Origin of the sequence: Arthrobacter sp. YAF34 (assembly GCF_052113245.1) — a bacterium.
Classification (GTDB): Bacteria; Actinomycetota; Actinomycetes; order Actinomycetales; family Micrococcaceae; genus Arthrobacter.
The window spans coordinates 18,049-31,703 of record NZ_JBFRCV010000011.1; the positions used below are offsets into that span (position 1 = coordinate 18,049).

Annotated in this window: 15 protein-coding genes and 1 pseudogene; 10 read left to right on the forward strand and 6 right to left on the reverse strand. The window is 65.4% G+C overall.

Annotated elements, in window-relative coordinates; translation table 11 throughout:
* Positions 1-221: 221 nt before the first annotated feature.
* Positions 222-359 carry a hypothetical protein gene (locus tag AB4Y72_RS14175; RefSeq protein ID WP_441426798.1) on the reverse strand — a complete coding sequence of 46 codons (138 nt, stop codon included), beginning with the start codon at positions 357-359 and terminating at the stop codon, positions 222-224.
* A 96-nt stretch (positions 360-455) separates the two neighbouring features.
* Between AB4Y72_RS14175 and AB4Y72_RS14180 the strand changes: the two genes are divergently transcribed.
* Both AB4Y72_RS14180 and AB4Y72_RS14185 read left to right on the forward strand, forming a co-directional pair.
* Positions 456-602 (forward strand): hypothetical protein, encoded by a 147-nt coding sequence (locus AB4Y72_RS14180; protein ID WP_441426799.1) that lies wholly within the window; start codon positions 456-458, stop codon positions 600-602.
* 78 nt (positions 603-680) lie between these two features.
* A complete protein-coding gene (locus AB4Y72_RS14185) occupies positions 681-986 on the forward strand; it encodes a hypothetical protein (RefSeq protein ID WP_441426800.1) in 306 nt (101 codons plus the stop codon).
* A 230-nt stretch (positions 987-1,216) separates the two neighbouring features.
* Here the strand turns inward: AB4Y72_RS14185 and AB4Y72_RS14190 are convergent, their stop codons facing one another.
* From AB4Y72_RS14190 to AB4Y72_RS14210, 5 genes and pseudogenes are all read right to left on the reverse strand, one after another.
* Complete coding sequence (locus AB4Y72_RS14190) at positions 1,217-2,131, reverse strand: DMT family transporter (protein WP_441426801.1); 915 nt, start codon at positions 2,129-2,131, stop codon at positions 1,217-1,219.
* Between the two features lie 883 nt (positions 2,132-3,014).
* Positions 3,015-3,551, reverse strand: coding sequence for a polysaccharide deacetylase family protein (locus AB4Y72_RS14195; protein ID WP_441426802.1), 537 nt, complete (start codon positions 3,549-3,551; stop codon positions 3,015-3,017).
* Entirely contained in the window at positions 3,490-4,338 is an 849-nt protein-coding gene (locus tag AB4Y72_RS14200) for a DUF1254 domain-containing protein (protein ID WP_441426803.1), read from the reverse strand. The genes AB4Y72_RS14195 and AB4Y72_RS14200 overlap by 62 nt, the downstream gene beginning before the upstream one ends.
* An 11-nt stretch (positions 4,339-4,349) precedes the next feature.
* A pseudogene (locus AB4Y72_RS14205) lies at positions 4,350-4,526 on the reverse strand (transposase); the annotation flags it as partial.
* Positions 4,520-4,711, reverse strand: coding sequence for a GNAT family N-acetyltransferase (locus AB4Y72_RS14210; RefSeq protein ID WP_441426904.1), 192 nt, complete (start codon positions 4,709-4,711; stop codon positions 4,520-4,522). The pseudogene AB4Y72_RS14205 and the gene AB4Y72_RS14210, both read right to left, overlap by 7 nt.
* Positions 4,712-5,099: 388 nt before the next feature.
* Between AB4Y72_RS14210 and AB4Y72_RS14215 the strand changes: the two genes are divergently transcribed.
* The 8 genes from AB4Y72_RS14215 (at position 5,100) to AB4Y72_RS14250 (ending at position 13,650) form a co-directional block, all read left to right on the forward strand.
* A complete protein-coding gene (locus AB4Y72_RS14215; RefSeq protein ID WP_441426804.1) occupies positions 5,100-5,786 on the forward strand; it encodes an HD domain-containing protein in 687 nt (228 codons plus the stop codon).
* A gap of 60 nt (positions 5,787-5,846) precedes the next feature.
* The gene (locus AB4Y72_RS14220; protein ID WP_441426805.1) at positions 5,847-6,641 is read left to right on the forward strand and encodes an IclR family transcriptional regulator; all 795 of its coding nucleotides are present in this window, start codon (positions 5,847-5,849) and stop codon (positions 6,639-6,641) included.
* Positions 6,642-6,794: 153 nt separating this feature from the next.
* Positions 6,795-8,072 carry a cytochrome P450 gene (locus tag AB4Y72_RS14225; RefSeq protein WP_441426806.1) on the forward strand — a complete coding sequence of 426 codons (1,278 nt, stop codon included), beginning with the start codon at positions 6,795-6,797 and terminating at the stop codon, positions 8,070-8,072.
* 5 nt (positions 8,073-8,077) lie between these two features.
* Positions 8,078-9,241, forward strand: coding sequence for a PEP/pyruvate-binding domain-containing protein (locus AB4Y72_RS14230; protein ID WP_441426807.1), 1,164 nt, complete (start codon positions 8,078-8,080; stop codon positions 9,239-9,241).
* 67 nt (positions 9,242-9,308) lie between these two features.
* Complete coding sequence (locus AB4Y72_RS14235; protein WP_441426808.1) at positions 9,309-11,183, forward strand: PEP-utilizing enzyme; 1,875 nt, start codon at positions 9,309-9,311, stop codon at positions 11,181-11,183.
* Positions 11,176-11,952, forward strand: coding sequence for an SDR family NAD(P)-dependent oxidoreductase (locus AB4Y72_RS14240; protein ID WP_441426809.1), 777 nt, complete (start codon positions 11,176-11,178; stop codon positions 11,950-11,952). Before AB4Y72_RS14235 ends, AB4Y72_RS14240 begins: the two co-directional genes overlap by 8 nt.
* 49 nt (positions 11,953-12,001) lie before the next feature.
* Positions 12,002-12,322, forward strand: a complete 321-nt coding sequence (locus AB4Y72_RS14245; RefSeq protein WP_441426810.1) for a 2Fe-2S iron-sulfur cluster-binding protein — start codon at positions 12,002-12,004, stop codon at positions 12,320-12,322.
* A 2-nt stretch (positions 12,323-12,324) separates the two neighbouring features.
* Positions 12,325-13,650, forward strand: coding sequence for an NAD(P)/FAD-dependent oxidoreductase (locus tag AB4Y72_RS14250; protein ID WP_441426811.1), 1,326 nt, complete (start codon positions 12,325-12,327; stop codon positions 13,648-13,650).
* Positions 13,651-13,655: the final 5 nt, after the last annotated feature.

Here is a 13,655-nt window from a genome sequence, read left to right on the forward strand (position 1 = left end):
GACCTGTTGAGTCTCATGACTTAATGGCCATTTCTGTCTCAGGACATCGTGGACAGTGTGTCTCAGGACATCGTGGACACTCGGAGCGGTTTTGCTCGGGTCATGAGCAAAATGCACCCCGATATCAAGATCCGGCATTTGGTGGCGACATGGCCTGACGACGCGGAGAGGGGTGCGGTTACCCGGTTCTGCCAACGTCATAAGGTGTCCCGGGCCTGGTTTTACAAGATTAGGGCCGCTGCTGCCGCCGTGGGGACGGTCAAGGCCATGGAAACGGCCTCGACCAGGCCGGCGACCAGCCCGGCCAAGGTCGAGACGTCGTTGGCGGAACTGGCTCTCGCGACCCGGGAGTCCCTCAAGGGCCTCGGCTATGACTACGGACCGCTGAGCGTCGCCGCCAAACTGCGACGCCAAGGAGTCCGACCGCCATCACGTACCTCAAGACCCTGGGCGTCGTGCCGATCACCGGCAAACCCTACAAACCCACCACCCAGGGCAAGAATGAGCGCTTCCACCGGACCCTGCACACCTACCTGAACCGCCATCCCCGGGCCGGGGCCATCGCCGAACTGCAGGCCCATGTCGATGTCTTCGACACGTAGTACAACACCGAGCGTGAACCCCAGGCGCTGCCGCCGGGCACGACGCCGGCCGAGGCCTGGAACGCCACCGCGAAAGTCTTGCCGCCCGAACCCCCGACCCCCGAAACCCGCAAGCCCACACCGCGCCAGAGCGTGCAACGAAAGGTGGGGCGTCAGGGCGAAGTCACCGTCATCGGCATGCACTTCTACATCGGCACGAACCACGCAGGAGAACAGATCCACGTCCTTTACGACGACGGAACCATCATGTTCTTCGACGCACGGGGAACCGAAATCATCAGCCACCCGCGCCCGCCCAAAGGAACCGTCTACATCGGGCCTCAACGGCACGGCCAAGCAACTGTCCACGAAGTCCTGAGACATGAACTGTCCACGATCAGTTGAGACATGAAGTGTCCACGAGGTCATGAGACATGACATACACCGCGGAATGGTGAAGACCTCCTAGGTTGAATGTTCCCACCCACCCTTAATAGCGTGTGAGGAATACCGGGAGGCTCGTCGATCTTGGCGACTGCAGGCGGGTCCGGCTCCGACCGTGGCCGACGCCGTACTGATCTGCCCGGGCAGACGCATCCAAGTCTCCACTCTGAAACAGCTGTGCCGGGTCCGGGTTATTCGGCCGTAGCGCTGGCCGGTGCCTTTTTGACCGTCGCCAGCAGGAGGACTCCGGCGACGGCTGTTGCGCCGGCGAGTAGGAATGCGATGAATGCTTCTGCCGGGGCTGTGTCGGCCTCACCGAGGACGGTGATGCCAAGGGTGACGGCGACGAGCGGATCGATTACTGTCAGGCCTGCGACGACGAGTTCGGATGTCCCTCGGGTGTGGGCGTTTTGGACCAGGAATGTCCCGAACAGGGCGGCGATGATTAGCCCTGCCAGGCATGTCAGGGATAGCCATTCGAAGTCGCCCTGGAAGAGTCGGGCAATGACGGTTTTGGCCAGGACCGCGACGAACCCGAAGAGGATCCCGGCTCCGGCGGTGAACACGACGGCGCCCCAGCGGTGGCGCCAGAGACCGAAACCTGTGCCGAGCGCGGCGAGGACGGCGCCGAGCAGTATCAGAATAGTGATGAGGTGCCGGTCATTGATTTCAACGTCCCGCGCGGAAACTGCAGCGACTGCAACGAACACCCCGACACCGGCAATGCACAGGGCCACGGATGTGAGCGCGCGGCGGCCCGGGGACCTCCTGGTCATTCTGGCGGTGGCCAGGGTCGTGACCACAAGGGCGACCGCGCCGATGGGCTGCACAACGATCAGGGGTGAGAATCTCAGACTGGTGAGTTGCAGGAGTATTGCTGCTCCCAGCATGGCTGTGCCGGCGAGCCAGGCCGGTTTGCCCAGGAGGGTCTGCAACCGGCCCCCGCCCATGCTCCCGGCGGCGCGCCCCGACGCGGGTCCCTGCTCGTCCACGGCTTTGTGTTGGAAGAGGGTGCCGAGGGCCAGCAGGATCGCTCCGGCGACGGCGATCGGGATGCCAAGCCAGTGATAGGACGACAAGGTCGGCACGGCGACGGTCTGGATCATGATCCGACCCTACAGGTGGCTTGCAGCGCTGACTGCACCGCCTCAGCGCCCTCCTGCGAACGCGCCCGAAGATCCTGAAGCCTTTCCGAGGTTTCTCGAGCTGGCCCGGTGTGCGCACGGATTCCCCGGCCCAGAAAATGGCCCGGACGGTGTTCATCCACAGCGGGGGTGGTGCTTCTGCTTTGAACGGGGGTCTGGCCCAGGGCAACGAGCCGGGTGCGTAAGAGGACCAGCACGTGTTTCCGTTGCCTCATCCGGACAACGGGTGCATGTCAGGCGCCTGCAGGATCGATGGCGCCATGGCGTTCAGTGGTCGCCAGTTCCTTCAGCTCCTGCAGAATCTCCAGCGGCGTGGTCGCGAGGCGTTGGTCAGTTGGAGTCGCCCCGCGGCTTGCTCCTGAAGTGCCCACGGTTGCTGCTGGTGTCCATTGAGTGTCGATCTCGTGTGGCCGAGGATTCATTCCCCAGCTTCGGGCTTGAGGGTCGCGGCTGCGTCGAGTGCGTCGTCGATGATGGGTAACGGCCATCGGGGGTGCTGATGGTGAGTCCGTCGAAGTGTTCGAGTTCAACCAAGGTGGCGTAATCGGGGACGGACGCTGCGGCGTTGGAGTTGAGCCAGTCGGGCGCGAGGTCGTAGTTCATCGGGGGCCGAGCCACGCGTATGGGTACCCGGGCATGGAATCCTGAGGCGAACGAGTCACCCGCCCCCGGAAGCTTGACGCATTGGAGCCCGTGGCTGCCACCGGTCTTGTTGCCTCCTTTTACAGGGTGAGCGGGTGCTCACGGAAGGTTGTTGACCATGCTCACACCTTATGGGGCGGAGGGCCGCCGGATGGTCCGGTACCAAGGCGGTCAGCATCTGTCAGTGGAGGGCCGGGCCGGGTCAGGTGTTGGTCGTCCGGGGGAGCGGGAGGAACGTTTCGCCGCGGTCCTTCATGGCTTTCAAGGCATGCGCGAGGCCGGGGGCTGTCCCGCCGCCTGGGTGGTTGCCGTGGGCGATGACGATGTCGCCCGCCCGTGCCCGGGAGATCTCGCGTGTGACTGTGGCGGCGGGGAAGGTGGCGCCGGCGTCACCGTTGATGGTGAATCCGACCGGTATGAGACCCAGGGAATGGACTATTGCTGCGGCGACTTCATCCAGGTACGCGGTTCCGGGTCTGAAGTAGCGGGGCCGTCGTCCGGTGAGGTGGGTGAGGCGGGCGTGGTTGGTCATGATCTCGTCGTAGACCTCGCCGGGGTTCCTGGTGCCCGGGATCCCGTATGCGCTTTGGCCCGTGACGGAGAGCGGGCAGTGAGAGGTTCCGTGGTTACCGAGTTCAAAGAGCGGGTCACCGGCCAGGTCTAGGGCGAGGGCAGGGTTAGCGATGCGCCAGCCGTTGATGTTGGTGGCCCAGTCGCCGCTGAGGAAATGCCGGCGCAACAGGGCCGTGCCGACGGCGGCGGCACGGCCCTGTTGCGCCGACTTCGGCTGGTCTTCGACGTCGAGGCCTGGGCCGATGCCGATACGGGCGAACTGCTCGAGCAGGACAGCGTGGTGGGACGGTGGCGGGTTTTCCGCTAGCATATGGATCCTCCGTGGGCGGGGTCGGGGCGTAGACGTCCCGGTGTTCGGGGACCTTGGCGCCAGCCTGTCCCCACAGGTGCAGCGGGGTGAGCCGGTACTGGGATTGCAGGGACCGGGCGGCCGGCAGGTCCTCCGGGCCGGTGACCAGGGTGCGGCCGAGCAGGAGCACCCACGGCGTCGGCGAGGGCTGGGTGCTCCGTACGTTGTCGGGCAGGGTGCCGTGCCAGCCGAGGCCAATGATCGCGAAGTTGCCAGCCCCGCTGCCGGTGGTGCGCTGCCCGACGTAGCCAACGTTATCGGAGGTGAAGCCCATGATCTCAAAGGTGAAGTACCGCTCGCCCATTCCCGGGTGCGACAGCACGACCGGGCCCTCCCGCAGGCCCAGCCAAGCCAGCGAATACAGCGTGTCGTTGTTCGGGCAGCCACCATCCCGGTAGGAGGCATCCAGCAGCCGGCCGGCATGCCAGAAGTGGTTCACCGCGGCGTACGGCACCACCTCGGGATCGCGGGGGTTGGTCACCCACTCGTGCCGCAACCTGGCATTGTAGATGTAGGGGAAGCCATAGATGAATGCCTGCATGCCGGCGGTGTAGGCATACGCGGCCCGCCAGTCCTCCACCCGCCCGGTCAGAAGGGGCTTCACCTGCTCCGCTCCTTGTTGCCTGTGCGGAAGGCGTGGGTCCCGGCGGGCGAAGGATCCGGAGCGCCACGTGACGCGGACAGGCCCGCGCATAAGGCGAGGTGGCCTGCGGTGGTGAATTTCTTACCGACGACGTCGGTGACGACCCGTTCGGTTGTCCTGACGCCCACCGCCGGTATGGATGTCAGGACTGTGAGGCCCGCACGAGGCGCATCCCGGATTTCTCCATCACCCTTCGGGAGGCTGTGTTTACTGCCATGGTCGAGGCTGCAACCCGCTGTACTCCGAACTCGGTGAACCCCTTGGCGATCAGCGCCCGCGATCCCTCCGTCGCGTGGCCCTTTCCCCAGGCCGCATGGCGTAGCCGGTAGCCCAGTTCCGGCGGATCTTACGACCGCACCCCCTTCTTCCAGTGGAACGTTGACACCATGCTCAGCTTCATCAACGCGGTGGGAATCGACAACACAATGAACGGTTCCGACCTCGGGCAGAAGAACAATCTCTTCCCATCGACTCCTAAGAACGCGTCCTCGGCCAGCTACTGGACACAGGCGCCAGCAGGGAAGATGTCCGCGAGCTCGAGGCCGTCAACACCGGACGCGTCTTGGACGGCTAGCCGGTCAGCCGTTGATTTGCGGGGAGCGGCTACCCGTTTTCGATCCTGCCGTTCGGAGCTTCTACACCCAGCTGTTCCGTCTGGCTGAGTTCCACTGAGCGGGAGACTGTTGTTGTCGCCGTCCTAAGTGACGAAAGATGATTGCATTATGACTAAGTTGCTGCCTGCTGCAAACCACTACGGCCAGGACGTCACCGCCAGCATCGAAGCGGAACCCGACGGTGTCATTGCCCTGGACCAAAGTCTTGTTGCCGTGTGGGAGCTCGCTGCTCCCTTGCTGCGTGTGCGAGACAATGACGCGCACACCCTGTATGCACTAGGTCTTGCCTATGCCCTGCTTGAATCGCACCCTGAGGCCGACGCTGCTGTAGTCCTTCCTGCCCTGATGCTTCACGATGTGGGCTGGTCTGAAGTGCCGCCGGACCAGGTTTTGCAGGCGATTGCGCCGGGAGGCGGAAGGCCGGATCTGGTCCTTCTTCACGAAAAGGAAGGTGCCAGGCTGGCCGCAGGCATCTTGGCCCACACGGGCTATGACCCCTCGAAGGTCGCGGAAATCCTTGCCATCATTGACGGGCACGACTCCCGGCGTACCGCGCTTTCTATTGAGGATGCGATCGTCAAAGACTCGGACAAGACTTGGCGTCTCAGCCCGCACGGCGTTGACACCGTCATGGACTGGTTCGGCCTGGACCGGGACCAAGCCCTGCGGCTGTGCAGTCAGCGTGTCCACGGCCACCTCTTCACACAGGAAGCGAAAGCGATGGCCCGTGCCTTGTCCGGACTGGAATTCGTCACGCTCTGGCCCCAACGGCGTGCGCTCCTGAGCCGGGACTAGACTCTGATCGGGCTGCCGGGAGGTGGTCTGCAACTTGCACCTACTGGATAAGGAGTCGCGATGGCCGGCGGCAGCCGCGAACCAGGCCGGAGCGTGACCTCCAAGGTTCTGGCCATCCTGGAGGCATTTGAGAAGTCCCGCGGCGCCCTGAGCTTGAGTGACATCGCCGAGAAGTCCGGGTTGCCGCTAAGCACTACCCACCGGCTGGTCAATGAGCTGACGGACTGGGGCTTCCTCTCCCGGGAGCCCAACGGCCGGTACCAGCTGGGCATCCGACTGTGGGAACTCGCCCAGAACACCGGGCGGCAACTGCGCGATGCTGCCCGTCCGTACGTCCAGGACCTCTTTTCCTTGACCGGCGAGACTGCGCACCTGGCGGTCCGGGCCGGCCACGAGGTGCTCTACATCGACAGGGTCTACGGCTCCAAGCGGGTGCCGCGGGCGTCCCGGGTCGGCGGCCGGCTGCCCATGCACGCGACCGCCGTCGGAAAGGTCATCCTGGCCTTTGAGGAGGACTGGGTCCGCGACGCTTACCTGAACCGGCAGCTCGAGCGGCACACTGCCCACACCCACGTTGACCCGCAGAAGCTGGCGGCCGAACTTGCGCAGATCCGGGAGCAGGGGTACGCCACCACTCTGGAGGAGGTCCGGCTGGGATCCTGCTCGATCGCCGTCCCGGTCTTCCATACCGGCAGGATCGGCGCCGCGATCGGGCTGGTGCTCCCCACCAACCAGGCCGCCACGATGACCCGCCACCTGCCGGTCCTGAGAGGCATCGCGACGCAGATCGAGCGCGCCACGGCCCGGATCCCGCTGGAAACGCTGCTGGGCAGCCACGTTACGGGAGCACACTGAACCGGCCTCTGCAGCAGTCGGCCTTCCACGAACTGGTTTCCGCTCAGTGGAAGCCAACCCTGTCGGTCGCCAGTGATGCGGGCCACACTGGTGAGTAAGAACCCGCGGCAAGCAGTGGCGTTGCCGGCGGGACCGGAAAACAAAGGAGCCCAGATGTCATCGTCGACTGAAACGGCCGGCCGCTGTCCCTTTGGGCACGGCGCCAAAGCCCCCGCCGGGCACCACGGCTACGAGCCGTTCCAGATGAGGAATCCCTTCCCCGCCTACGCCGAACTCCGGGCCGAGCAGCCCGTCATGTTCGACGAGCGGATCGGCCTCTACGTCGTCTCCCGCTATGACGACATCAAGGCCGTCTTTGAGGACTGGGAAACGTTCTCCAGCGAAAACGCCCAGGCGCCCGTCCGCGAACGCGGCGCCGCGGCCAAGAAGATCATGGACGACGGCGGCTTCACCGCTTACTCGGGCCTCTCCGCCCGGCGCCCGCCGGAGCACACCCGCATCCGCGCCGTGGTCCAGAAGGCTTTTACGCCCCGCCGCTACAAGGCCCTGGAGCCCTTCATCCGGCAGAACGTCGTCGAGCTGCTCGAGACGATGCTCGCGCGGCCGGAACACCGCGGAGACATGGTCAAGGACCTCGCCTATGACGTCCCCACCATCACCATCCTGACCCTGATCGGCGCCGACGTCTCCCAGGTGGACACCTTCAAGCGCTGGAGCGATTCCCGTGCCGCCATGACCTGGGGCGACCTGAGCGACGAGGAACAGATCCCGCACGCCCACAACCTCGTGGAGTACTGGCAGGAGTGCCTGCGCCTGGTCCGGGTGGCCCACGAGGAAGGCGGCGATAACCTCACCGCGGACCTGGTCAAGGCGCAGCAGGACGGCGCCGAAATCTCCGACCACGAGATCGCCTCCGTCCTTTACAGCCTGCTCTTTGCCGGCCACGAGACCACCACCACCCTGATCTCCAATGCCCTCCGCGAACTGCTGGCCCGCCCCGAGCAGTGGCAGCAGCTTGTGGAGGATTCCAAGAAGATCCCCGCCGCCATCGACGAGGTCCTGCGCTACGCGGGCTCGATCGTCGGCTGGCGCCGCAAGGCCCTCAAGAACACCGAAGTCGGCGGCGTCGCGATCAAGGAAGGCGCCCAGCTGCTGCTCCTGATGGGCTCGGCCAACCGGGACGACACGAAGTTTGACGCCGGCGAGGACTTTGATATCACCCGGCCCAACGCCCGCGAGCATCTCTCCTTCGGGTTCGGCATCCACTACTGCCTGGGCAACATGCTCGCCAAGCTCCAGGCCAAAATCGCGCTCGAGGAAGTGGCCCGGCTCGCCCCGGAGCTGCAGCTGGAGAACCCGGAAGCCATCGCCTTCCGCGAAAACCTCTCCTTCCGCGTCCCCGAGACCGTCCCCGTCAGCTGGAAGGCCTGAGAAATATGCACAGCAACGAATACATACAGTTCTTCGACGGCGGCATCGAACCGAAGCTCGAAATCCTCGGCGGCAAGGGCGCCTCGCTGGTCACCATGACCTCCGCCGGCATGCCCGTCCCGCCCGGCTTCGTGGTCACCACCGCCCAGTTCGACGCCTTCATGGAAGAAGCCGGCATCACCCGGGATATCCACGAACTCCTCGCCGGCCTGGACGCGGAGGACATGGCCCAGGTGGACAAGGTCGCCGCCGCCATCCGCGAGGACATCCGCTCCCGCCCGGTGCCGCAGGCCCTGCGCGAACTCACCGTCACCGCGTACGAGTCCCTGATGTCCCGCTTCGAGGCGCCGGTCCCGGTGGCCGTCCGCTCCAGCGCCACCGCGGAGGACCTCCCGGACGCCTCCTTTGCCGGCCAGCAGGACACCTACCTCTGGCTCGACGGCGTCAAGGCGGTCACCGAGCACATCCGCCAGTGCTGGGCCTCCCTCTTCACCTCCCGCGCCATCATTTACCGGCTCAAGAACAACATTCCCAACGAGGGTCTCTCGATGGCCGTGGTGGTGCAGAAGATGGTCAACGCGCGCGTCTCCGGCGTCGCGATCACCATGGACCCCACCAACGGCGACCGCTCCAAGATCACCATCGACTCCTCCTACGGGGTCGGGGAGATGGTGGTTTCGGGCCAGGTCACGCCGGACAACATCATGCTGGACAAGGTCACCCTGGCCGTCGTCTCCGAACACCTCGGCGACAAGCACGCCGAACTCGTCCCGGACACCGCAGCCGGCAGTCTGGTGGAGCGTGAGGTCGACGCCGAACGCCGCGGCCGCCGCAGCCTCACCGATGCCGAGCTCACCGCCGTCGCGCAGATGGCCAAGCGCGCGGAGAAGCACTACAAGTGCCCGCAGGACATCGAATGGGCCCTCGACGCTGACCTGCCCGGCGGCGAAAACCTGCTGCTGCTGCAGTCCCGCCCGGAGACCGTGCACTCCTCCAAACCAGTTGTCCCGTCCTCGGCCGTTGCCGGCGGCTACTTCAGCGGGCTCAGCCCCGCACCCTCCGCCGCAGCACCCGCTGCCACGCAGCCTCCGGCCGCCAACACGCCGTTGTCCACTTCAGGATTCAACCTCGGCAGCATCACCGCCTCGCTGCTCAAGCCCTCCTTCTAGTTGTATTGACCCGCTAGTCCGCTCCGTCACCCAGGCTCAACGCCGAGCCCGTATTGAAAGGACCGCCATGTCCCTGAAGTCCTTCCCCAAGCCCTCCGAGCTTCCGGTTCCCGCCGGCGCCGAGGGCTGGGAAAAGATCTACCCGTACTATCTGGTCTTCCAGGACAAGCTCAAGGAACAGGAGGACGCCAAGTTCTGGTTCTGCGACAGCCAGCACTGGCCTACCGTGTTCAAGCCCTTCGAGACAATCGGCGGTGAGTTCGCGGTCAAATGCCTGGGCCAGTACAACGCCCGGCACCTGATGATCCCCAACGCCAACGGCATCGAGTTCCGCATCCATCTGGGCTACCTGTACATGTCGCCCATCCCGGTCCCGGCGGACCAGATCGCCGCCCGCGTGCCCCTGTTCGAACAGCGCGTGGGCCACTACTTCCAGAACTGGGAACAGCTCCTCAAGCAGTGGCACGTCAAGGTCAAGGGAACCATCGACGAAATGGAAACCATCTCCTTCCCCAAGCTCCCGGACATGGTCCCCATGGAGGACATCCTCTCCGGCAAGGGCAAAGACGGCTCCGAGAAGCTGCTGGAAAGCTACGACCGGCTGATCCAGCTGGCCTACCAGAACTGGCAGTACCACTTCGAGTTCCTCAACCTCGGCTACATCGCATACCTGGACTTCTTCAACTTCTGCAAGCAGGTGTTCCCCAACATCCCGGACCAGTCCATCGCCACCATGGTGCAGGGCGTGGACATGGAGCTCTTCCGTCCGGATGACGAGCTCAAGCAGCTGGCCAAGCTCGCCGTCGAACTGAAGCTGCAGCCGCACTTCGGGAACACGGACGACGTCGATGCCACCTTGGGAGCCGTCGCCGGCGCCCCCGGCGGGGACCGCTGGATGACCCAGTACGAGGGCGCGAAGGACCCATGGTTCAACTTCACCGTGGGCAACGGGTTCTACGGCCACGATAAGTACTGGAACGAACACCAGGAAATCCCGCTCGGCTACATCGCGGACTACATCCGCCGGGTGGACGAGGGCCAGGAAATCATGCGCCCGGTCGAGGCCCTGATCACCGAACGCGACCGCATCATCGAGGAATACCGGGACCTCCTGGAAGGTGAAAACCAGGCCCTCTTCGACGCCAAGCGCGGGCTCGCCGCCACCGCCTACCCGTACGTGGAGAACCACAACTTCTACATCGAGCACTGGACCATGGGCGTTTTCTGGCGCAAGATCCGCGAACTGTCGCGCATGATGGCCGCCGAGGGTTTCTGGACCGAACCGGACGACCTGCTCTACCTGGGCCGCAACGAGGTCCGTGACGCGCTCTTTGACCTGGTGACCGGCTGGGGCGTGGGTGCCAAGCCCATCGGCCCGGACTTTTGGCCCGAGGAAATCGAACGTCGCCGCGGCATCGTGGATGCGCTGAAGACCGCCCGCCCGGCCCCGGCCCTGAACACCCCGCCGGAGTCCATCACCGAACCCTTCACCCGGATGCTCTGGGGCATCACCACCGAGCAGGTCCAGCAGTGGCTGGGCGCCGGCAAAGCGGTCGAAGGCGGGGGACTGCGGGGCATGGCCGCGTCGCCCGGTGTGGTGGAAGGTCTGGCCCGGGTGATCACCGACGCGGACCAGCTCTCGGAGGTCCAGCAGGGCGAAATCCTTGTCGCCACCGTCACCGCGCCGTCCTGGGGCCCGATCTTCGGCAAGATCAAGGCCACGGTCACGGACATCGGCGGCATGATGAGCCACGCGGCCATCGTTTGCCGCGAATACGGGCTCCCGGCCGTGACCGGGACCGGCTCGGCGTCCACCACGATCAAGACCGGGCAGCGGCTGCGTGTGGACGGGACCAAGGGCACGGTACAGATCCTGGACGCCGAGGATGAGCTGCTCGTGTCCGGCCCCGGTGCTCACAGCCACAGCCACAGCCATGTCTGAGGTGGCCAGGCCTGCAGCAGGACAAGAAACAGGAAAGACCGTCCTGATCACCGGTGCCGCCGGCGGGCTGGGCCGGGCGTTCGCGCTCGGATTCGCGGGCCGCGGTTACCGCGTGGCGGTGGCGGACATTAACCTCGAGGGTGCCGAGCAGACCGCCAAGCTGGTCCGCGAAATTGGCGCCGAGGCGGCGGCCTTCTCCGCGGACGTCACCAGTGTGGAGTCCACGGAGGAGCTCGCGAGAAGCTGCGCGGACTTCGGGAACGGGAGCATCGACGTCGTCCTTAACAACGCAGCGGTGTACGCGACGGTGACCCGTACCCCGTTCGAGGACATTGACCCGGCCGAATGGGACCTGGTGATGAACGTGAACCTCAAGGGCCCCTGGCTGGTCACCCGCGCTGCGAGTCCGTACCTGCCGGAGGGTGGCCGGGTCATCAACCTCTCCAGTGCCACCATTTTCAGTGGTTCGGAGCAGTGGCTGCATTACGTCGCCTCCAAGGGCGGCGTGGTGGCCCTGACCCGGGTCTTGGCCAAGGAACTGGGCCGGCGGGGGATCACGGTCAACGCGATCGCCCCCGGCTTCACCCTGACCGAGGCCAGCTACGGGCTAATGGAAAACGCCGAGAACTACGGCGTGGACCGTGGAGCCATCAAGCGGGCCAGCCAGCCTGAGGACATTGTGGGGGCTGCGCTTTTCCTCGCCGGACCGGACAGTTCGTATTACACCGGCCAGACCATGGTGGTCGACGGCGGCCGGCAGTTCATCTGACCGGCCACGCCATCCGCCCACTAACCAACTTCAACCCCAAGGAGGACCCATGCCAACGGTTCACTTCACCGACGCAGAAGGCGCCGTCCGCGACATCGAGGGCAACGCAGGCGACTCGGTCATGGAAACCGCGGTGCGCAACGGCGTTCCCGGAATCGTGGCCGAGTGCGGCGGCTCGTTGTCCTGCGCCACCTGCCACGTCTTCGTCCGGGAAGACTGCTTTTCGCAGCTCCCGCCCATGGAGGACATGGAGGATGAGATGCTCTACGGCACCGCAGTGGACCGCCAAGACACCTCCCGGCTATCCTGCCAGCTGCGCTTGACGGACGAGACCGAACTGTTCGTCACCACCCCGGAAACACAGGTGTAGCCATGAGCACCAACGCGGTTGAGCAGGCCGCCCCGGCGGCGGCAGCCGAGGACGCGGCGTCGTCGGGCACCCCGGCCCGCACGGGGCTGCTGATTATCGGGGCGAGCCAGTCCGGCGTCCAGCTCGCGGTATCGCTGCGCGCTCTCGGCTTCGACGAGCACATCACGTTGCTCGGCGATGAGGACCACCGTCCGTACCAGCGCCCGGCCCTGTCCAAGGAGTTCCTGCAGGGCACCGTGGAAAGCGAATCCCTGATCTTCCGCTCCAACGAGTACTGGGCCGAGCACAACGTGGACCTGGTCAAGGGTGAGTACATCGTCCGGATCGACAAGGAGGCAAACGGCTCCGGGGTGGCGCATGCGTCCTCCGGCCGGGAGTTCCCCTTCAAACAGCTGGCCCTCACCGTAGGCGCCCGCGCCCGCAAGCTGGACCTCGACGGCGGCGACCTCGACGGCGTGCTGTACCTGCGCAATGCCGACGACGCCCTAGCGCTTAAGGCCCGCGTGGGCGACGCCACGGACGTGGTGGTGATCGGCGGCGGGTTCATCGGTCTGGAGGCCGCGTCCAGCCTGCACAAGATGGGCAAGAACGTCACCGTGCTCGAATTCGGTCCCCGGCTGGTTGGCCGGGCGGTGGGGGAGGAGACTGCCGAGTACTTCGTGCAGGCGCACCGCTCCCGCGGACTGGACATCCGGCTCAACACCAGTGCTGCACGCTTTACCGCGGACGACGGCGGCACTTCAGTCGTCGCCGTCGAGCTGCAGGACGGCACGGTCCTGCCAGCGCAGATTGTCCTGATCGGGATCGGCGTTATCCCCAACACCGGACTCGCAGAACAGCTGGGTCTGGCCGTGGACAACGGCGTGGTGGTGGACCGGTTCGCGCTGGCTTCGGACGGCACCACCGTGGCCGTGGGCGACGTCGCCAACATGCCCAACCCCGTCCCAGGCTCGGAGCCGGGGGAGCGGATCCGGCTCGAAAGCGTCAACAACGCCATCGAGCACGCCAAGGTGGCCGCCTACTCGCTCACCGGCAGGCGCGAGGAATACGCCGGCATCCCGTGGTTCTGGTCCAACCAGGCCGATCTCAAGCTGCAAATCGCGGGTCTCTGCAACGGCTACGACCAGACCGTGCTCCGGCGGGATGAGGAGCGCGGCAAGTTCAGCGTCCTCTACTACCGCCAGGGCCAGATCATCGCCGCGGACTGCGTGAACGCACCACTGGACTTCATGGCCGTGAAGAACGCCCTGGCCAAGGGCCAGAACATCCCGGCCGACGCCGCGGCGGACCCCGCCACGCAACTCAAGACCATCACCACGGACAGCTAGCCACC

Excerpts from the sequence above, each read along its gene's own strand:
- AB4Y72_RS14190 (WP_441426801.1), bottom strand. The coding sequence starts at position 2,131 with ATGATCCAGACCGTCGCCGTGCCGACCTTGTCGTCCTATCACTGGCTT.
- AB4Y72_RS14215 (WP_441426804.1), top strand. The coding sequence starts at position 5,100 with ATGACTAAGTTGCTGCCTGCTGCAAACCACTACGGCCAGGACGTCACC.
- AB4Y72_RS14220 (WP_441426805.1), top strand. The coding sequence starts at position 5,847 with ATGGCCGGCGGCAGCCGCGAACCAGGCCGGAGCGTGACCTCCAAGGTT.
- AB4Y72_RS14225 (WP_441426806.1), top strand. The coding sequence starts at position 6,795 with ATGTCATCGTCGACTGAAACGGCCGGCCGCTGTCCCTTTGGGCACGGC.
- AB4Y72_RS14230 (WP_441426807.1), top strand. The coding sequence starts at position 8,078 with ATGCACAGCAACGAATACATACAGTTCTTCGACGGCGGCATCGAACCG.
- AB4Y72_RS14235 (WP_441426808.1), top strand. The coding sequence starts at position 9,309 with ATGTCCCTGAAGTCCTTCCCCAAGCCCTCCGAGCTTCCGGTTCCCGCC.
- AB4Y72_RS14240 (WP_441426809.1), top strand. The coding sequence starts at position 11,176 with ATGTCTGAGGTGGCCAGGCCTGCAGCAGGACAAGAAACAGGAAAGACC.
- AB4Y72_RS14245 (WP_441426810.1), top strand. The coding sequence starts at position 12,002 with ATGCCAACGGTTCACTTCACCGACGCAGAAGGCGCCGTCCGCGACATC.
- AB4Y72_RS14250 (WP_441426811.1), top strand. The coding sequence starts at position 12,325 with ATGAGCACCAACGCGGTTGAGCAGGCCGCCCCGGCGGCGGCAGCCGAG.